Origin of the sequence: Micromonospora sp. NPDC048169, assembly GCF_040652815.1 — a bacterium.
Lineage (GTDB): Bacteria > Actinomycetota > Actinomycetes > Mycobacteriales > Micromonosporaceae > Micromonospora.
In genome coordinates, this window is record NZ_JBEZMS010000001.1 from 91,648 (window position 1) to 109,397 (window position 17,750).

At 74.1% G+C, this 17,750-nt stretch carries 15 protein-coding genes; 8 read left to right on the forward strand and 7 right to left on the reverse strand.

What is annotated here, in order from left to right:
• Positions 1-93 precede the first annotated feature (93 nt).
• Positions 94-1,353: a M48 family metallopeptidase gene (locus AB0D28_RS00410; RefSeq protein ID WP_357380643.1), complete on the forward strand. Its 1,260-nt coding sequence runs from the start codon at positions 94-96 to the stop codon at positions 1,351-1,353.
• Positions 1,350-2,474 carry a glycosyltransferase family 4 protein gene (locus tag AB0D28_RS00415; RefSeq protein ID WP_357380645.1) on the forward strand — a complete coding sequence of 375 codons (1,125 nt, stop codon included), beginning with the start codon at positions 1,350-1,352 and terminating at the stop codon, positions 2,472-2,474. The genes AB0D28_RS00410 and AB0D28_RS00415 overlap by 4 nt, the downstream gene beginning before the upstream one ends.
• Positions 2,475-2,568: 94 nt before the next feature.
• On the opposite strand, the gene AB0D28_RS00420 is transcribed toward AB0D28_RS00415, so the two are convergent.
• The 5 genes from AB0D28_RS00420 to AB0D28_RS00440 form a co-directional block, all read right to left on the reverse strand.
• On the reverse strand, positions 2,569-4,245 hold the full coding sequence (locus AB0D28_RS00420; protein ID WP_357381158.1) for a bifunctional diguanylate cyclase/phosphodiesterase: 1,677 nt from the start codon (positions 4,243-4,245) through the stop codon (positions 2,569-2,571).
• 76 nt (positions 4,246-4,321) lie between these two features.
• The gene (locus AB0D28_RS00425) at positions 4,322-5,134 is read right to left on the reverse strand and encodes an SAM-dependent methyltransferase (protein ID WP_357380647.1); all 813 of its coding nucleotides are present in this window, start codon (positions 5,132-5,134) and stop codon (positions 4,322-4,324) included.
• A 195-nt stretch (positions 5,135-5,329) separates the two neighbouring features.
• Positions 5,330-5,998, reverse strand: coding sequence for a response regulator transcription factor (locus AB0D28_RS00430; RefSeq protein ID WP_013287678.1), 669 nt, complete (start codon positions 5,996-5,998; stop codon positions 5,330-5,332).
• Between the two features lie 7 nt (positions 5,999-6,005).
• Positions 6,006-7,700, reverse strand: coding sequence for a GAF domain-containing sensor histidine kinase (locus AB0D28_RS00435; RefSeq protein WP_357380650.1), 1,695 nt, complete (start codon positions 7,698-7,700; stop codon positions 6,006-6,008).
• A 14-nt stretch (positions 7,701-7,714) separates the two neighbouring features.
• On the reverse strand, positions 7,715-9,517 hold the full coding sequence (locus AB0D28_RS00440; protein WP_357380652.1) for an AMP-dependent synthetase/ligase: 1,803 nt from the start codon (positions 9,515-9,517) through the stop codon (positions 7,715-7,717).
• Positions 9,518-9,682: 165 nt separating this feature from the next.
• Here AB0D28_RS00440 and AB0D28_RS00445 point away from each other — a divergent pair, with 165 nt between their 5' ends.
• From AB0D28_RS00445 to AB0D28_RS00470, 6 genes are all read left to right on the forward strand, one after another.
• On the forward strand, positions 9,683-10,138 hold the full coding sequence (locus AB0D28_RS00445) for an SRPBCC family protein (RefSeq protein WP_357380654.1): 456 nt from the start codon (positions 9,683-9,685) through the stop codon (positions 10,136-10,138).
• A gap of 40 nt (positions 10,139-10,178) precedes the next feature.
• Positions 10,179-10,808 carry a hypothetical protein gene (locus AB0D28_RS00450; RefSeq protein WP_357380656.1) on the forward strand — a complete coding sequence of 210 codons (630 nt, stop codon included), beginning with the start codon at positions 10,179-10,181 and terminating at the stop codon, positions 10,806-10,808.
• A 73-nt stretch (positions 10,809-10,881) separates the two neighbouring features.
• The gene (locus tag AB0D28_RS00455; RefSeq protein ID WP_357380658.1) at positions 10,882-11,829 is read left to right on the forward strand and encodes an ROK family glucokinase; all 948 of its coding nucleotides are present in this window, start codon (positions 10,882-10,884) and stop codon (positions 11,827-11,829) included.
• A 1-nt stretch (position 11,830) separates the two neighbouring features.
• A complete protein-coding gene (locus AB0D28_RS00460) occupies positions 11,831-12,529 on the forward strand; it encodes an endonuclease/exonuclease/phosphatase family protein (protein ID WP_357380661.1) in 699 nt (232 codons plus the stop codon).
• A 362-nt stretch (positions 12,530-12,891) separates the two neighbouring features.
• Positions 12,892-14,304, forward strand: a complete 1,413-nt coding sequence (locus AB0D28_RS00465; RefSeq protein ID WP_357380663.1) for an NAD(P)-binding domain-containing protein — start codon at positions 12,892-12,894, stop codon at positions 14,302-14,304.
• Positions 14,301-15,125 (forward strand): alpha/beta fold hydrolase, encoded by an 825-nt coding sequence (locus AB0D28_RS00470; protein WP_357380665.1) that lies wholly within the window; start codon positions 14,301-14,303, stop codon positions 15,123-15,125. Before AB0D28_RS00465 ends, AB0D28_RS00470 begins: the two co-directional genes overlap by 4 nt.
• A gap of 14 nt (positions 15,126-15,139) precedes the next feature.
• Here AB0D28_RS00470 and AB0D28_RS00475 read toward each other — a convergent pair whose 3' ends face one another.
• Both AB0D28_RS00475 and AB0D28_RS00480 read right to left on the reverse strand, forming a co-directional pair.
• The gene (locus AB0D28_RS00475; RefSeq protein WP_357380667.1) at positions 15,140-16,558 is read right to left on the reverse strand and encodes a trehalose-6-phosphate synthase; all 1,419 of its coding nucleotides are present in this window, start codon (positions 16,556-16,558) and stop codon (positions 15,140-15,142) included.
• 175 nt (positions 16,559-16,733) lie between these two features.
• Positions 16,734-17,573 (reverse strand): DUF308 domain-containing protein, encoded by an 840-nt coding sequence (locus AB0D28_RS00480; RefSeq protein ID WP_357380669.1) that lies wholly within the window; start codon positions 17,571-17,573, stop codon positions 16,734-16,736.
• Positions 17,574-17,750: the final 177 nt, after the last annotated feature.

A 17,750-nucleotide genomic window follows, 5' to 3' on the forward strand; every position in this document is an offset into this window, starting at 1 on the left:
GGCGGGGCGGTGCGCCGCCGGTCAATATGATGGGCGGTCACGGCGGGAGGGGAGCGGCATGACGCGGACGGGGTACCACGGCGGGGTGATTCGGTGACCCCGCGTGCCTGGGCGCTGCTGACCCTGGGCGGCCTGGCGGTCGCGCTGCTCGTGGCGGTGGTGCTGCTGGTGCCGTGGAGCCGGCCGCCGGCGCCCCGGGCCGACCAGCTCGCGGCGCTGCGGGACCTTCCGGCCGGGCAGGTGGCCCGGGGCCGGGAGTTCCACGGCGCGCTGCGTCCGGCGGCCTGGTCGGCGCTCGCGGTCGGGCTGGTGGTGGCGCTGCTGCTCGGGCTGACCCCGCTGGGCGGCCGCCTGGTCGAACTGGTCGGCCGGCCCTTCGGCGGGCACTGGGTCGCGCAGGCGGTGCTCGGCGGGCTGGCCGTCATGTTCCTCGCCGACCTGCTCACGCTGCCGTTCGCGGCCTGGCGCCGTACCGTGCTGGTTCGCTACGGGCTGAGCACCCAGAGCTGGGGTGGCTGGGCGGTCGACCTGCTCAAGTCGTACGCGGTCAGCGCGGTGATCGGCGCGTTGGTCCTGCTCGGCTTCTACACCGTGGTCCGGCTCGCCCCGCGCTGGTGGTGGGCGTTCGGCGCGGCCGGCGCGGCCGTCCTCGTGGTGGTGCTGTCGTTCGTGCTGCCGGTGCTCGTCGAGCCGGTGTTCAACCGGTTCACCCCGATGGAGCCGGGCCCGCTGCGCAGCGAGCTGACCGCGATGGCCGCCCGGGACGGCGTGCCGGTGCGCGACGTGCTCGTCGCCGACGCGTCCCGGCGTACCAGCGCGGTGAACGCCTACGTCTCCGGGCTCGGCCCGACGCGCCGGGTGGTCGTCTACGACACGCTGCTGCGCGAGGCCGAGCCGGCGGAGGTGACCAGCGTGGTCGCCCACGAGCTGGGGCACGCCAAGGACCGGGACGTGTGGACCGGCACGCTGCTCGGCGCGCTCGGTGCCGCCGCCGCGGTGGTGGCGCTCTACCTGATCGGGTCCTGGACGCCGCTGCTGCGGCTCGCGGGCGTCGACTCGATCGCCCAGCCCCGGGCGTTCCCGCTGCTGATCGCGCTGGTCACGGTCGCCGGCCTGCTCGCCACGCCGGCACAGGCGCTCGTCTCCCGCCGGATCGAGTCCCGGGCCGACGCCCACGCGCTGGCGCTCACCGGCGACCCCGCGACGTTCGAGGCGATGCAGCGGCGGCTGGCCGGGGTCAACCTGGCCGACCCCGACCCGCCGCGCTGGGAGCGCCTCTGGTCGGCGACCCACCCGTCCACCGTGGAGCGGATGGCCGCCGCCCGCGCCTACGCCAGGGAGCACGGCCGATGAGCCGCACCTTGCTGATCACCAACGACTTCCCGCCGCGCCCCGGCGGCATCCAGTCGTTCGTCCACAACCTGGCGGTGCGCCAGCCGCCCGGCTCGGTCGTGGTGTACGCGTCGAGCTGGCGCGGTGCGGAGAAGTTCGACGCCGACCAGCCGTTCGAGGTGGTCCGGGAGCGGACCCGGGTGCTGCTGCCCACCCCGCTGATCGCCCGGCGGGCGGCGCGGCTGGCCCGCGCGTACGACTGCGACACCGTCTGGTTCGGCGCGGCGGCCCCGCTGGGGCTGCTCGCCGCGGGCCTGCGGCGGCGGGCCGGGATCCGCCGGGCGGTGGCGCTGACCCACGGGCACGAGGTCGGCTGGGCGGCGCTGCCCGGCGCCCGGTCGGCGCTGCGCCGGATCGGCCGGGGCGTGGACGTGACCACCTACCTCGGCGAGTACACCCGGGAGCGGCTGGCCCGCGTGCTGGACGGGCTGACCGAGCTGCGGCGGCTCGCACCCGGCGTGGACGTGGACACCTACCACCCGGACGTCGACGGCCGGCAGGTCCGATCGCGGCTCGGGCTGGCCGACCGCCCGGTGGTGGTGTGCGTGTCACGGCTGGTGCCCCGCAAGGGCCAGGACATGCTGATCCGCGCGCTGCCGGCGATCCGCCGCCGGGTGCCCGACGCCGCGCTGCTCGTGGTCGGCGGCGGACCGTACCGCTCGACGCTGGAGAAGCTGGCCCGGCAGACCGGGCTGGAACGCGACGTGGTCTTCACCGGGTCGGTGCCCTCGGCCGAGCTGCCCGCCCACTACGCGGCCGGAGACGTCTACGCGATGCCGTGCCGCACCCGCAACCGGGGCCTGGACGTGGAGGGTCTCGGGATCGTCTACCTGGAGGCGAGCGCTACCGGACTGCCGGTGGTGGCCGGCGACTCCGGTGGCGCCCCGGACGCGGTCCGCGAGGGGGAGACCGGGTACGTCGTCGGCGGCCGGGACGTGGCGCAGCTCGCCGACCGGGTGGCCACGCTGCTCGCCGACCGGGATCTGGCCCGGCAGTTCGGCGCCGCCGGCCGTGCCTGGGTGGAGCGGGAATGGCGCTGGGAGACGCAGGCGCAGCGGATGGCCGCCCTGCTGGCCGGCTGACCGCGCGCTGGCCGGATCCCGCGCGCCGGCTGGATCAGGCGGCGCGGGCCGGATCAGGCGGCGGGCCGGCCGGTCAGGAGCGGCGCCGGCCGGGTCAGGAGGCGGCGTCTACGTGGGCGGGTACCCGGCCCAGGTGCGGCGCGGCCGCGCCGGGACGGCCGAAGTGCCAGCCCTGACCGGCGTCGCAGCCGATCGCGCGCAGCCGGTCGGCCTGGTCGGCCGTCTCCACGCCCTCGGCGGTGACGGTGAGGTCCAGCGCGTGGGCCAGCGAGACGAGCGAGGCGAGGATCCGCTCGTCGGTGCGGCTGCCCGGCGCGCGCAGGCCGGTCACGAACTCGCCCGCCACCTTCAACTCGTCGACCGGCAGGTCCCGCAGGTACGCGAGGTTGCAGTACCCGGTGCCGAAGTCGTCTATGGCGATCCGGACACCGAGGTCGCGGAGCACCCGCAGGGCCCGCACCGGCTCGACCACAGTGCTCATCATGGTGCTCTCGGTGATCTCCAGTTGCAGGCGGTGCGGCGGCAGGCCGGTGTGCCCGAGCACGCCGCGTACCTCGGTCACCAGGTCGCTGCGGTGCAACTGCCGGACGGCGAGGTTGACGCTGACGAACGGCGCGTCCCCGTCCACGCCCGGCCAGCTGCCCGCCTCGCGGCACGCCTCGGCCAGCACCCAGCTGCCGAGCCGGACGATCAACCCGGTCTCCTCGGCCAGCGGGATGAAGCTGTCCGGCCGCAGCACACCCAGCTCCGGGTGACGCCAGCGCACCAGCGCCTCCATGCCGAGCACCCGCCCGTCCCGCAACGACGTCAGCGGCTGGTAGTCGAGGTAGAACTCGCCCCGGTCCAGCGCGGCGGGAATCGCCGCGGACAGCGCGTACCGGGCCAGCTCCCGGCGGTTGCGGTCGGCGTCGAACAACGACCAGCGGGCCCCGCCGGCGGCCTTGGCCCAGTGCAGCGTGCTGTCGGCCGCGCGCATCAGATCCATCGGCGAGGTGCCCGCGACCGGCCGCTCCACGATGCCGATGCTCGCGGACACGGTCAGCTCGTGGCCCTCGACGAGCGCCGGCTCGCGTACCGTCGCCAGCGCCGCCTCGGCGACCTTCACCGCGTCGTCGGTGCCGGCGGTGCGTTCCACGAGGATCACGAACTCGTCGCCGCCGAGCCGGGCCACCAGGTGTTCACCGAGCGCCCGGTGCAGACGCTGGGCCACCGTCACCAGCAGTGAGTCGCCGACCTGGTGGCCGAGGGAGTCGTTGACGACCTTGAACCGGTCCAGGTCGAGGAAGCAGACACCGACCCGGTCGGCGCCCCGCCCGGGCGCGGTGATCGCGTCGGTCAGCCGTTCGGTGAACAGCGTGCGGTTCGGCAGGCCGGTGAGCGGGTCGTGGGTGGCCTGGTGCCGGAACCGGGCCTCGCTGTCGCGCAGTGCCCGTTCCGCCTGCGCCCGGGCCATCATGGCGGCCCGGCGGATGGACTCCTGCTCGTCGAGCGTGCGGTCGCGCAGGGCGCGGGCGTACCCGGTGGCCACCGTGGCGAGCAGCCGCGCCATCCGGTCCTCGACGTCGTCGACGACCAGGTCGAGGTCGCGGACCAGGCGCAGCTGGATCACCTCGACGGTGCGGCCCAGCCCTTCCGCGGAGGCGATGTGCGCCTGCACCAGCTCCGCGCCGACCTGCTGGCCGATCCGCAGGTCGAACGGCTCGGCCAGCAGCGCCTCGGCCAGCCGCTCGGTGAGCCGTTGCAGCATCTCCTCGAGCTGCGACTGGGTCATCGGCAGGTAGCTGGTGCCGGAGACCGCCTTGGCCCAGGCCCGGGCGAAGACGCCCGGGCGGCAGGGGGCCGCGTCGTCACGCACCGAGCCGCCCCACCCCGCCCATGAAGACGGCCCGCTCGGCGTTCTCCGCCTGGTCGGGGGAGTCCGGCCGCCACTGCGGCACCCACACCACGCCCGGGTCGACCAGCTCGAAGCCGTCGAACAGCGCGGTCAGCTCGGCCCGGCTGCGGATCCAGAGCCGGCTGTCGGTGCGTCGGTAGACCCGTTCCGCCTCGGCCCGCTCGCCGGTGCCGGCGCGGCCGTCCTCGCTCGCCTGGGAGAGCACCAGGTGACTGCCGGGCGCCAGCGCCGAGCGCAGCGTCCGGAGGATCTCCTCGGGGCGGTCGGCGTCCGGGATGAAGTGCAGCACCGCCACGATCATCACGGCGACCGGCTCGGTGAAGTCCAGCAGCCGGGTGACCTCCGGGTGCGCCAGGATCGCCTCCGGCCTGCGCAGATCCTCCTGGAGCACGGCGGCGTTCCCGTTGCCGGCCAGGATCTCCTGGCTGTGCGCCACCGCCACCGGATCCACGTCGACGTAGACCACGCGCGACTCCGGATCGATCCGCTGGGCGATCTCGTGCACGTTGCCGACGGTCGGGATGCCCGAGCCGATGTCCAGGAACTGGCGGACGCCGGCCTGGGCCAGGTATTGCACCGCCCGGCGCAGGAACGCGCGGTTGGCCTGGGCCATCAGCGGCGCCTCCGGCACCGCCTCCACCATCGCGCGGGCGGCCGCCCGGTCGGCCGCGAAGTTGTGCGAGCCGCCGAGGTAGTAGTCGTACATCCGGGCGACGCTGGGGCGCTCGATGTCGATCGTCTCGGGTGCCCAGTCCGGCCGCTGCATGTCCTGCCCCTCGGGTGTCGGCGACACGCGGTCCCCGCCGCCGCGTGGACCACCCGGGTATTCTGCCCCTCCGCCGTCGCGGTGCAAAGACCGCCGTCGCTACGCGTCCGGCCGTTCACCGTACGCGACCACGCATGGCGTGAACGCCGCGAGAGGCCCGCGTCCGTGGCGGACGGGGCCTCTCGCGGCGGTGCGTCAGAACTTCGGGGCGTCCGGGGCCTCCAGCAGCCCCAGCCGCAGCGCGGTCATCAGCGCCTGCGCCCGGTTGGCCGCGCCCAGCTTCTCGTAGAGCTTGGAGATGTGGGTCTTGGCCGTCGACTCGCTGACGAACAGCTGCTTGGCGATGCCGGCCACGCTCATGCCGTCGGCGAGCAGGCGCAGCACCTGGCCCTCGCGGGGGGACAGCTGCGGGCCGGACGGCGCCAGCCGGCGCTTCATCGCCTCGGCCAGGTCGGCGGCGGTGAACGCGCTGGGGGAGGAGGCGGCGTGCCGGGCGGCGGCCACCACCTCGTCGGCCGGGGCGGTCTTCGGCACGAACGCGCTCGCACCCGCCTCCAGGGCGCCGAAGAGCTGGTCGTCGCCGGCGTACATGGTGAGCACGACGATGCCCATTGACGCGCTGGACTTGCGCAGGGCGCGGGTGGCCTCCAGGCCGCTGCCGTCGGGCAGGCGCAGATCCATGATCACCACGTCGGGCTGGAGCGCGCCGGCCTGGCGCACGCCCTCCGCGGCGGTGGCGGCCTCGCCCACGACCTCGAACTGACGGTCGCGCTCGAACGCGTGACGCAGCCCCTTGCGGATGAGGTCGTGGTCGTCGACCAGGAGAACCTTGGTACGGGTGGCCGGTGTCGGACTGCTGGTCATCCTCGGGTTACTCCCCTTCTGCTGCTGCGGCGCTGCCGCGCACCTTATCGCGCCGGGGCGACGAACCGAGCACCACCGCCACAGTCGTCCCACTCGGCTGCCGCGGCCTGATCTCCAACCGGCCTCGGATACGTTCCGCCCTCTCCGCCATGATCGCAAGGCCATAGTGCCCGTCCGGGCGCTGGTCACCGATGCCGTGACCGTCATCCGACACTTCGATTCGGGCGAACGGGGGATCCACCTCGCATGTGACCCACAGGTTCGAGGCGCCGGCGTGCTTGCGGGCGTTCGTCACCGCCTCCTGCGCGATCCGCAGCAACTCGGCCTCGGTGGCGGCGGGCAGCCGGGCGGTGGACTCGTCGAGTGACAGGTGCACCCGCAGGCCACCGGAGGCGCCGACGGTGCGGGCGTACTCGGCGATGGCGGCGGCCAGGCCGCCGTGCCGGTCCACCTCGCTGCGCAGCTCGAACAGGCTCAGCCGCAGCTCGGTGATCACCCGGGTGACCTCCTGGCGCAGCGTACGCAGCGAGTCGGCGGTCTCGTCCGCGTCCTCGTGCACGGTGGCCAGCGCGTTGTCGATGCCGTAGCCCACCATGACCAGCTCCTGGGCGACCCCGTCGTGGATCTCCCGGGCCAGCCGCTGCCGCTCCTCGTTCGTGGCCAGCGAGCGCACCTCGTCGAAGAGCAGCGCCGCCTCCAGCCGCAGCGCCGCCGGGCCGGTCAGCGCCGTCACCCGGGACACCACCGGCGGCGGGTACGCGGCGGCGGTGTCCGCCTCGATCACCACCAGGCCGACAGTGCGTACGCCCGCCACCAGCGGGACGATCAGCGCGGACACCTCGCCGGAGCGCCGCGACCGGGCCTGCGAGCGCGACGAGACGGTCGGCTGCTGGCTGGCCCAGGCGTCGGCGATGGCCGAGTCGGCGTCGAGCGTGGTCTCCCAGTCCACCCGGTCCGCGCCGATCTGCGCGAGCACCACGAGCCGGCCGCCGCCGCTGGCGGACAGCACCGCGCCCCGGTCGGTCTTGGCCACCACCCGCAGCTCCTCCAGCAGGTGCTCGGAGATGCCACCCGGGTCCAGGGTCGCGCCGGGCAACTGCCGGGCCACCGTACGGAGCTGGGTGAGCAGTCGGGTCGCCTCGGCGTACGGCTGGGGTTTGCCCTCGCCGCGCACCCGCATGACGCGCTGGAGCGTGCCCGCGGTGTAGAGGCCGAGCCCGGCCAGGATCAGCCACTGGGCGCAGACCGCGAGGTAGCCGACCTGGCCGAGCTGCGGCCCGCCGTCGACCTTGGTGAACGCGGCACTGGCCAGCAGCGTCGCCGCCGCGACCACGAGCAGCGCGGCGCCCTCGCGGAACCGGCGGCTCAGCGCGGTCACGGTGACCGGCACGGCGAGGTACGGCAGCACCGCCGAGGCGCCCAGCCCGCCGGTCACGCCGGTGAGGTGGGTGTCGGCGGCGACCTGGCTGGCGGCCAGCCCGAGCACCACCACCTCGGCGAAGCGGCTGAACGGGGCGAGCAGCCGGTGTTGCGGTGCGAGCACGGCGGGCAGGCCCGCGACGCCCAGCAGCGCGATCCACCAGAGCTGGGCGGCGTCACGGGTGGCGAACAGGGTCAGGGCGGCGACCAGCGCGAGGAGGACCGCGCGAGCCGCTACCGCGAGGGGCTGCGTCGACGGCTGGCGGGATGTGGAGGCGGGCACGTGACGGATGGTAGTCAGCCCCGGTAGATCTCGGCGATCTCCGAGGCGTACGTCTTGTGCACGACCTGACGCTTGACCTTCAACGACGGGGTCAGCTCACCGGTGGTCTCGGTGAAGTCCTGCGGCAGGATCCGGAACACCTTGATCGCCTCGGCCTTGGAGACCGCCTGGTTGGCCTGGTCGATCGCGGACTGCACCTCGGCGCGAAGCGCCGCGTCATCGCGCAGCTCGGCGATGCTGGTGGTCTCCGGGAGCCCATGCCCGGCCAGCCACTTCGGCAGCGCCTCCTCGTCGATGGTGACCAGGGCGGCGATGAACGGCTGCCGGTCGCCGACCACCACGCACTGGCTGATCAGCGGGTGCGCCCGTACCTGGTCCTCCAGCACCGCCGGGGCGACGTTCTTGCCGCCGGCGGTCACAATGATCTCCTTCTTGCGGCCGGTGATGCTCAGGTAGCCGTCGTCGTCGAGATGCCCGAGGTCGCCGGTGCGGAACCAGCCGTCGGTGGTGATCGCCTCGGCGGTGGCCGCGTCGTTGTGCCAGTAGCCCTGGAAGACGATGTCGCCGGCGATCAGGACCTCGCCGTCGTCGTCGATCCGGATGGTGACGCCGGGCAGCGGCCGGCCGACGGTGCCGATCCGGGTGCCGGTGGGCAGGTTGGCGGCGGCGGCCGGCGAGGTCTCGGTGAGCCCGTACCCCTCGCAGATGGTCACCCCGACGCCGCGGAAGAAGTGCCCGAGCCGCGCGCCGAGCGGTGCGCCGCCGGAGATGGCGTCGCGGCACCGGCCGCCCATCGCCGCCCGCAGCTTGCGGTAGACCAGCTTGTCGAAGAGGGCGTGCTGCGCGCGCAGGCCCAGGCCGGGGCCGCCGGGCAGCTCCTGCGCCTCGCTCCACGCGATGGCGACCTTCTCCGCCCGGTCGAAGATCTTGCCCTTTCCCTCGGCCTCGGCCTTCTGCCGCGCGCCGTTGTAGACCTTCTCGAAGACCCGGGGTACGGAGAGCACGAACGTCGGCTTGAAGTCCTGGAGCTCGGCGACCAGGTTCTTGGTGTCCGCGCAGTGCGCCATGGTGGCGCGGGCGTGCACCACGCCGACCTGGATGAGCCGGGCGAAGGCGTGCGCGAGCGGCAGGAACAGCAGCGTCGAGGCGCCCTGCCGGAACAGGTTCGGCAGCACCGGCACCGCGTTGGCGATGTCGGTGTAGATGTTGCGGTGGGTCAGCACGCAGCCCTTGGGCCGGCCGGTGGTGCCGCTGGTGTAGATGATCGTGGCGACGTCGTCGGCCTTGAGCAGCGAGCGGCGGGTCGCCACCTCGGCCGGGTCCACCGACGCGCCGGAGGCGACCAGCTCGTCGACCGCGCCCAGCTCGATCTGCCAGACCTCGCGCAGGTCCGGCAGCCGGTCCCGGACACCGGCGACCAGGGTGGCGTGCGCGGTGCTCTCCACCACCACGGCGACGGCGCCGGAGTCGCCGAGGATCCAGGCGGCCTGCTCGGCGCTGGACGTCTCGTAGATCGGCACGGTCACCGCGCCGGCCGCCCAGATCGCGTAGTCGAACAGCGTCCACTCGTAGCGGGTGCGGCTCATCAGGCCGACCCGGTCACCGGGGGAGACACCCGCGGCGATCAGGCCCTGCGCCAGCGCCACCACCTCGTCGCGGAACTGGCGGCAGGTCACCTCCTCGCGCACCGCCGTCCCCGCGCCGGGGCGGACGAACTGCACGGTGTCCGGGGCGACCTCGGCGTTTTCCCAGACCGGGTCGGTCAGGTTGGCCGCGTCGCCGACGGTGACGATCGGCGGGACGGAGAACTCGCGCACCTGCACTCCCTCGTGCTCTACCGGCGGGGCCGGCCTGGTCGGCTCTGTCGAAACCTACCCGCACACCCCGGGGGGTCTGCCAGGGAGGTTGCCCGCCCGGCTGGTGGGACGCCGTCCGGCGGGTGGAGCGGGACCGGCCGGGACGCGGCCGGGTAGCCTCCCCCCATGGCGGACTCCTCCACCCAGTCGATCATCGTCGGCGCGTCACCGGACCGGGTGGCGGCCGTCATCTGCGACTTCCCGAGCTATCCCGAGTGGGCCGAGGCGGTACGCCGGGCCGAGGTGATCGAGGAGTACGAGGACGGCTACGCCAGCCAGGTCCGGTTCACCCTCGACGCGGGCGTGATGGCCGACGAGTACGTGCTGGCCTACGAGTACGCCGAGGACATCTCCCGGATCGAGTGGCACCTGGTCGCCCCGTCGAAGATGCAGCGCTCCCAGCGCGGCTCGTACGATCTGGTGGGCAACCCGGACGGGACGACCACGGTGACGTACACGCTCGAGGTGGAGCTGTCCGTGGCGATGCTCGGCATGTTCCGCCGCAAGGCCGAGAAAATGATCATGGACGCGGCGTTGAAGCAGCTCAAGCGCCGGGTAGAAGCACCCGGTGCGGCGCACTGACCGATCGTCGTCCCGGTAGTCACGCTGAAGGAGCCGAACCATGGGCACCACTGATCCGGGTTCGGCCCGGGAAGAGGCCGAGCGCCTCGTCGCCACCCTGCTCGCCGGTGCGAAGCTGGCCGCCGCCGCACCCGGCTCCGGCGCCTGGGGTCCGCTCGGTGGGATCCTCTCCGGTGTCCTCGGTCACACCCCGCCCGGCGCCGGTCCCGCCCCGGAGCCGTCCGGCAGTGCTGGTTTCGCCACCGGCTCCCCGGAATGCTGTGTCTGTCCTGTCTGTCGCGGTATCGCCGCGTTGCGCGACCCGAGTCCGGAATTCACCGAGCGGCTCGCCACCGGCGCCGGGGACCTGGCGGCCGGGGTGGCCAGCCTGCTGCGCGCGTTCAACCCGGCCGAGCCGGAGCGAACGGCCGACGACGGCCCTGCCGCTCCGGCCGGATCCGGGGACCACGTGTGGCGCGAGGCGACCCGTACCGGGCATGATTCTCAGCCGGCACCCGAGCAGGACGTGTGGTCCGCCGCCACCCGGGGGGAGGGCGCGGCCGATTCGGGTGCCGACGCCGCCGGGCCGCCGGAGCCGGACACGAGCCGGTCACCGGCCGGCCGTCCCGTGGTGCCCGCCTCGCGGGCGTCCGGCGAGGTGGGCGCGGACGCACCAGGCGACGGGGCCTGACCACCGGACATCCCGGGACCGTACGGCCGGTTCGGCCGGTTCGCGGGCAGCACAGCAGAGGGGAGTGGCAGCGGTGACGCTGACCATCGGAGTCGACGTCGGTGGCACGAAGGTGGCCGGCGGTGTCGTGGACGACGCCGGCACGGTACTCGTGCAGACGCGACGGGACACCCCCGCCGACGACGTGGCGAAGACCCGCGACGTCATCATCGAGGTGGTCACCGAGCTGGCCGCCGGTCACGCCGTGGAGGCGGTCGGCATCGGCGCCGCCGGCTGGATCGACGCCTCCCGCTCCACAGTGCTGTTCGCGCCGAACCTGGCCTGGCGGGACGAGCCGCTGCGCACGTACGTCGGCGACGCCACCGGCCTGCCGGTGATCGTGGAGAACGACGGGAACGTGGCCGCCTGGGCGGAGTTCCGCTACGGCGCGGCCCGCGACGCCGACGACTCGATGGTCATGTTCACCATCGGCACCGGCGTGGGCGGCGGCATCGTGCTCGGCGGTGACCTGGTCCGCGGCGCCAACGGCATCGCCGCCGAACTGGGCCACATGCTCACCGTGCCGGACGGCCACCAGTGCGGCTGCGGCCGGCTGGGCTGCATCGAGCAGTACGCCAGCGGCAGCGCCCTGGTCCGCTTCGCACGCGCCGCCGCCCGGCAGGAGCCGCACCGGGCCACCGCGTTGCTGGAGCTGGCCGGAGGCGAGGCCGAGACGATCACCGGCCCGATGGTGACCGCCGCGGCCAAGGGCGGCGACCCGGTCTCCACCGAGGCGTTCGCCCAGGTCGGCCGCTGGCTCGGCACCAGCCTCGCCGACATGGCGCAGATCCTCGACCCGCAGGTGCTGGTGGTGGGCGGCGGCGTGATCGACGCCGGTGACCTGCTGCTCGGCCCGACCCGGCGGTCGTTCGCCGACGCACTGGCCCAGCGCAGCCGCCTGCCCGTCGCCGAGGTGCGCCCGGCCGAGCTGGGCAACACCGCAGGCGTCATCGGCGCCGCCGACCTGGCCCGGCGGATCTGACATGACTGACGCGGGTGTGCCGCTGCGGGTGGTGTCGTACAACATCCACAGCCAGCGCGACGACACCGCCGCCCTGGCCGAGGTGGTCCGGACGGCGGCGCCGGACGTGGTGATCGTCCAGGAGGGACCGCGCCGGTTCCGGTGGCGGCAGAAGTGCGCCGCGTTGGCCGAGTCGTTCGGCATGGTGGTGGCCGCCGGTGGCCTGCCGTCGCTGGGCAACGTGCTGCTGACCAGCCTGCGGGTGCGGGTCACCGACACCAGGTGCCAGCAGTACCCGCTGACGCCCGGGCGGCACATGCGCGGCGCCGCGTACGCGCAGTGCCGCGTCGGCGGCGTCGAGGTGCTGCTGGCCGGCTCGCACCTGTCCACCGACCCGGCCGAACGGCCCGCCCAGGCGGCGGCGTTCAAGCGGGAGCTGGCCGCGTCCACGCTGCCCGTGGTGGCCGGCGCGGACCTCAACGAGGGCCCGGACGGCCCGGCCTGGCAGACCCTCGCCGAAGGGCTGACCGACACGGCGCTCGCCGCCGACCGGGCCGACCGGCACACGTTCTCCTGCGCCGACCCGCGTCGCCGCATCGACGCGCTGTTCGTCGACCCCCGGATCACCGTCGTGGATTACGACGTGGTGGACACACCGCTGACCCGCCGCGCCAGCGACCACTTCCCGGTCCTGGTCGACCTGCTGCTGCCCACCGCCTGACCGGCGCGGACCGCCGAGCGCGCCCCAGCCGGGGCGACTGCCGTTACGCACAGTCAGGTGATCGGCTGCCGGAAGGCGTACCGCTTCGCCGCCTTTGCTCTGCCGCCACATACGCACCAGCTACCCGCCGTGACCGGCGGGTCGCGTCCGGCCAGACGGCCGCGAGACATCCGCGCAGCTAAAGACGGTGCTGCGTCAGTGGCGGCAGAGCAAAGGGCCGACGAGTGTACGCCTTCGGCGCGGCCGGTCCACTCACGCTCGGTCACCGGCTCTGCGGTGACGCTCTGTCAACGGCACCGGGCGGGCGGGCGGTGCCGAATCGGTGGCTGGACAACGGCGGGCATTCTCGGCAGGATTTCGCGGTGTCCTCCTCCACCGACCCCGACCCCGGCCGCCCCGATCCGGACCGGACGGTCGCACCGAGCCGTGACGAGCGCCCGGTCTCCGACCGGGGCGAAACGGTCTGCGTCATCGGCGCCGGCGCCAGCGGTCTGACCGCCGTCAAGAACCTGCGCGAGGCCGGCTTCGGCGTGGACTGCTACGAGCGGGAGACGGGTGTCGGCGGCGCCTGGAACTGGCGGCACGACCGCAGTCCGGTGTACGCCAGCACGCACCTGATCTCGTCCCGGCCGTTCACCCAGTTCCCCGACTTCCCGATGCCCGACGACTGGCCGGACTACCCGCACCACAGTCAGCTGCTGTCCTATTTCGAGCGGTACGCCGACCACTTCGACCTGCGCCAGCACATCTGGTTCGGCACCGAGGTGGTCCGCGTCGAGCCGGTCGAGGGGGACCGCTGGGACGTGACCACGCGCAGCACCGGCGGCTACGGCCCCGAGCGCACCTCCCGGTACGCCGCCGTGGTGCTCGCCAACGGCCACAACTGGTCGCCGAAGCTGCCTCGCTACGAAGGGCTTGAGGAGTTCCGCGGCGAGGTCATGCACGCCTCGTCCTACAAGGACCCGGCTCAGTTGCGCGGCAAGCGGGTGCTCGTGGTCGGCGCCGGCAACACCGGCTGCGACATCGCGGTGGAGGCCGCCCAGCAGGCGTCGCAGTGCTGGCACTCCACAAGACGTGGCTACTGGTACGCCCCGAAGTACGTCCTCGGCCGCCCCGCCGACCAGGTCAACGACACGCTGCTGGCGTTGCGGGTGCCGCTGCGGGTGCGGCAGTGGCTCTACCACTGGACGCTGCGGCTGACCGTCGGCGACCTGACCCGGTTCGGCATGCCCAAGCCGGACCACCGGGTCTACGAGACGCACCCGATCGCCAACAGCCAGCTCGTCTACTACGTCGGCCACGGCGAGGTCACCCCGGTGCCGGACGTGGCCCGGTTCGACGACCGCGCGGTGGAGCTGACCGACGGCCGGCGCATCGACCCGGAGCTTGTCGTCTTCGCCACCGGCTACCTGCCGCGCTTCGAGTTCCTCAAGGGCCGGGTGCTCGGCGACGAGGACGGCTCCGGGCGGCCCCGGCTGTGGCTCAACGCGTTCACCGCCGGTCATCCCACGCTCGCCGTGGTCGGCCTGGTGCAGCCGGACTCCGGCATCTTCGCGATCTCGCACTGGCAGAGCGTGCTGTTCGCCCGGCTGCTCACGCTGCGCGCCACCCGGCCGGAGCGGGCCGCCGCGTTCGACGGCAGGGTCCGGGCCGGCCTCGGTGAGCGGTACTCGGCGAAGGTCAAGGACAGCACCCGGCACTGGTTCGAGGTCGGGCACGCCGACTACCTGCGCGCGCTCCAGCGGGCGCTGCACGAGCTGGAGGGCTCCAAATGACGACCGAGCGGGTGCGGGTGGTCCGGTCGTGGGAGTGGGCCCGCCCGGAGCGGCCCGCCCGCCGCGAGGTGCTCGCCGCCGTACCGGACCGGGAGGAGGCGAAGCCGCCGCTGCTGTTCGTGCCCGGGTTCGGGCACGGCGCGTGGGCGTTCGCCGAGCACTGGCTGGGGCATGCCGCCGGTCGCGGCTTCCCGGCGTACGCGCTGAGCCTGCGCGGGCACGGCGGCAGCGAGCCGGCGCCGGAGGCGACGCTGCGCTCGTACACCCATGATGTGACGCAGGTGGCGGCGAGCCTGCCGCGGCAGGCGGTGCTGGTGGGGCACGGCGCCGGCGCCCGGGTCGTGGCGCACGCGCTGGCCCGCTACCCGGCGCGGGCCGCGGTGCTGGTGGCGCCGGTGCTCGGCGGCTGGGCGACGTTCGGTACGGCGTTGCGGCGCAACCCGGTCGGCACGGTGCCGGCGGTGTTCGGCGGCGGGCTGCGGCTCAACCGGCGGCAGTTGTTCAGCCCGGAGCTGCCGGACGCCGACGCGCGGCGGCACCTGGCCCGGCTGGGCCGCGCCGGGCGGCGGGCGCAGTGGCAGCTGCTGACCGGCCGGTCACCGGAGCCCGCGGTGGGCCGGCCACCGGTGCTGGTGCTCGGCAGCCCGGACGACCGGGTGCTGCCGGCGACGGCGCTGACCAAGGCGGCCCGGCGGTACGCCTCGGCGCCGCTGCTGTTCCCCGGCATGGGCCACGACCTGATGCTCGACGCCCGCTGGCGGGAGCCGATCGACGCCATCCTGGACTGGCTGGAGAAGGACCCGGCGCCCACCAGCGGGTGAGCGCCGGGCGCCGGTCACCTGGTGGCGGGGCGGCGGCCGACGAGCGTTCCGCTCTCCTCCAGCGCGCTGAGGTAGGACGCCGCCCAGGCGTGGATGTCGTTGTGGGCCAGGTGTTCGCGCATCGCGCGCATCCGGGCCGTCACGTCCTCCGGACCGGCGCGCAACGCGGCCAGCAACCCCTGCTTGAGGCCGTCGAGGTCGTGCGGGTTGACCAGGTACGCCTGCTCCAGCTCGGCGGCGGCGCCGGCGAACTCGCTCAGCAGCAGCGCGCCGGTGCCGTCGACCCGGGCCGCCACGTACTCCTTCGCGACCAGGTTCATGCCGTCGCGCAGCGGCGTCACCGCCATCACGTCCGCGACCCGGTAGAGCGCCACCAGCTCGGCACGGTCGAACGGCTGGGTGAGGTAGTGGATCGCTGGCTCGCCGACCCGGCCGAACTCGCCGTTGATCCGGCCGACCTGGTGCTCCACCCGGTCGCGCAGGATCTGGTACTGCGCCACCCGGTCGCGGCTGGGCACCGCCACCTGGACCAGCACCGTGTCGCGGACCTTGATGTCGCCGTTGGCGAGCAGCTCGCGGTACGCCTTGAGGCGCTGCTCGATGCCCTTCGTGTAGTCCATCCGGTCGACGCTGAGGATCACCTGCTCCGGCTGGCCGAGGTCCTGCCGGAGCCGGCGGGCCCGCTCGGCGACCTCGGGACGTGACGCGAGCGCGGACATCTCGGCGGTGTCGATGGCGACCGGGAAGGCGCCCACGCGCACCACCCGGCCGTCCACGCCGATCCGCCGGTCGGTGGCGGGCAGGCCGAGCACCTTGGTGGCGAGCTGGGCGAAGTTGTGCGCGGCCTGGGCCCGCTGGAAGCCGACCAGGTCGGCGCCGAGCATGCCGCGGAGCAACTCGGCCCGGCGGGGCAACTGCATGAACAGTTCCGGCGGCGGGAACGGCACGTGCAGGAAGAACCCGATCCGCAGGTCGGGGCGTAGCTCGCGGAGCAGGCCGGGCACCAGTTGGAGGTGGTAGTCCTGCACCCAGACCAGACCGCCCGGCTCGGCCACCCGGGCCGCCGCCTCGGCGAAGCGCTGGTTGACCCGCTGGTACGCCTCCCACCAGCGGCGGTGGTACTCCGGCTGTTCGACGGCGTCGTGGTAGAGCGGCCAGAGGGTGGCGTTGGCGAAGCCCTCGTAGTGGTCGCGGAAGTCCTCGGCGCTCAGCGGCACCGTGTGCATCCGGACGCCGTCCACGTCCGGCAGTTCGGGTGCGGGGCCGGTGCCGCCGGCCCAGCCCACCCAGGTCGCGGGCGTGTGCCGCAGCAGCGGGTGCAGGGCACTCACCAGGCCGCCGGGGCTGCGGCGCCACTCGAAGGCGCCGTCGGGCGCCACGCTGTCGTCGATGGGGAGGCGGTTGGCCACCACCACGAGGGGGCTCTGTCGCATCTCGGGCAATCCGCTCAGCAGGGGACCGGCGACCCGGAAGGAGACGCAAGCCGGACAGCCGGTGCGGGACGTGACGTTCAGCCTATTCCTACTGACTGTAAGTTACACGCTTGTTACGCCCCGGCCCAGGGCCCCCGGCGTCCCGGCATCCGGGCAGCGCCCGGCGACGCGGCGGTCAGACGACCGCGCCGTCGTCCGGGTCGTGGTCGTCCCGGTCGCCCGGACGCAGCCGCCAGATCAGCATCACGAAACCGGCCAGGATGCCGGTGAAGCCGAGCAGCGTCACCACCTGCGGGTCGACCAGCGACACCACGGTGGGGGAGAGGAACAGCAGGAAGCCGAGCACGATGCAGGCCACGCCGAGCACCGCGTACTTGGAGAAGCGGGGCAGCGGGGGCGGCGGGGGCGGGGTGTAGTGCTCCTCGTCCGACGCCTCGTCGGGCAGGTTCGCGCCGAACGTGTCCAGGCCGTCGAGCAGCGAGGGCTCGTCGTGCCGGTCCCGGCTGAGCGAGACGCCGGAGACGTCGGCCGCGTACGGCAGCCGGCGTACGTCGGTGGCGGTCGGGCCGGCGGGCTCCTCGGCCCGGCCACCGGCGACGGTGCCCGGCGCGGGCGGGTCGTCCACGTCCTCCGCGGCGGGCCAGGGGTGGCTGCCGGCGCTCGGCGCGGTGTGGAAACCGGCGACGATCTTCGCCCACTCGGCCTCGATGTCCGGCTCGTCGGCGCGCGGCGCGTCACCCCCGCCCTCGTCGGCGAGCTGGGTGAGGTAGTCGCGGGCGGTGGTCAGGTGCGACCTGTCGACGTAGAGCCGGTCGACCGGGCGGGCCGGGACGGTGGTGGTGCGGGTCACCGGATTCAGGTCGGCCGAGGGCTGGAGGTAGGCCGCGATGCCACCGGCGGCGAGCACGTCGAGCAGGTGCTCGCCGACGCGTGGATCGACGTCGCCCGCGACCGCGTACTCGGCCGCGTCGAGCCCGTTGTCCCGTCGTCCCCGACGGGGCCCGCCCCCTGACAACGGACACCCCCTTCGCCGATCCCTGCCCGTGCCCTGAATCGTGACACGTCGGCACCCGGTTCCGGGAGTGCGTTGTGGCGTGCCGCTCGTCGTTCGTGCTCTCTTCCCGGTGTCCCGCCGGCACCGACGGCGCTCCGGGGCCGTGCGGCGACCCGTCCGCCGCCACCGACACGGGAC

What these genes read in the sequence shown, in the direction of transcription:
- AB0D28_RS00430 (WP_013287678.1), bottom strand. Translation starts at nt 5,998, where the DNA reads ATGACCAGCAGTCCGACACCGGCCACCCGTACCAAGGTTCTCCTGGTC.
- AB0D28_RS00420 (WP_357381158.1), bottom strand. Translation starts at nt 4,245, where the DNA reads ATGACCCAGTCGCAGCTCGAGGAGATGCTGCAACGGCTCACCGAGCGG.
- AB0D28_RS00415 (WP_357380645.1), top strand. Translation starts at nt 1,350, where the DNA reads ATGAGCCGCACCTTGCTGATCACCAACGACTTCCCGCCGCGCCCCGGC.
- AB0D28_RS00445 (WP_357380654.1), top strand. Translation starts at nt 9,683, where the DNA reads ATGGCGGACTCCTCCACCCAGTCGATCATCGTCGGCGCGTCACCGGAC.
- AB0D28_RS00450 (WP_357380656.1), top strand. Translation starts at nt 10,179, where the DNA reads ATGGGCACCACTGATCCGGGTTCGGCCCGGGAAGAGGCCGAGCGCCTC.
- AB0D28_RS00460 (WP_357380661.1), top strand. Translation starts at nt 11,831, where the DNA reads ATGACTGACGCGGGTGTGCCGCTGCGGGTGGTGTCGTACAACATCCAC.
- AB0D28_RS00425 (WP_357380647.1), bottom strand. Translation starts at nt 5,134, where the DNA reads ATGCAGCGGCCGGACTGGGCACCCGAGACGATCGACATCGAGCGCCCC.
- AB0D28_RS00475 (WP_357380667.1), bottom strand. Translation starts at nt 16,558, where the DNA reads ATGCGACAGAGCCCCCTCGTGGTGGTGGCCAACCGCCTCCCCATCGAC.
- AB0D28_RS00470 (WP_357380665.1), top strand. Translation starts at nt 14,301, where the DNA reads ATGACGACCGAGCGGGTGCGGGTGGTCCGGTCGTGGGAGTGGGCCCGC.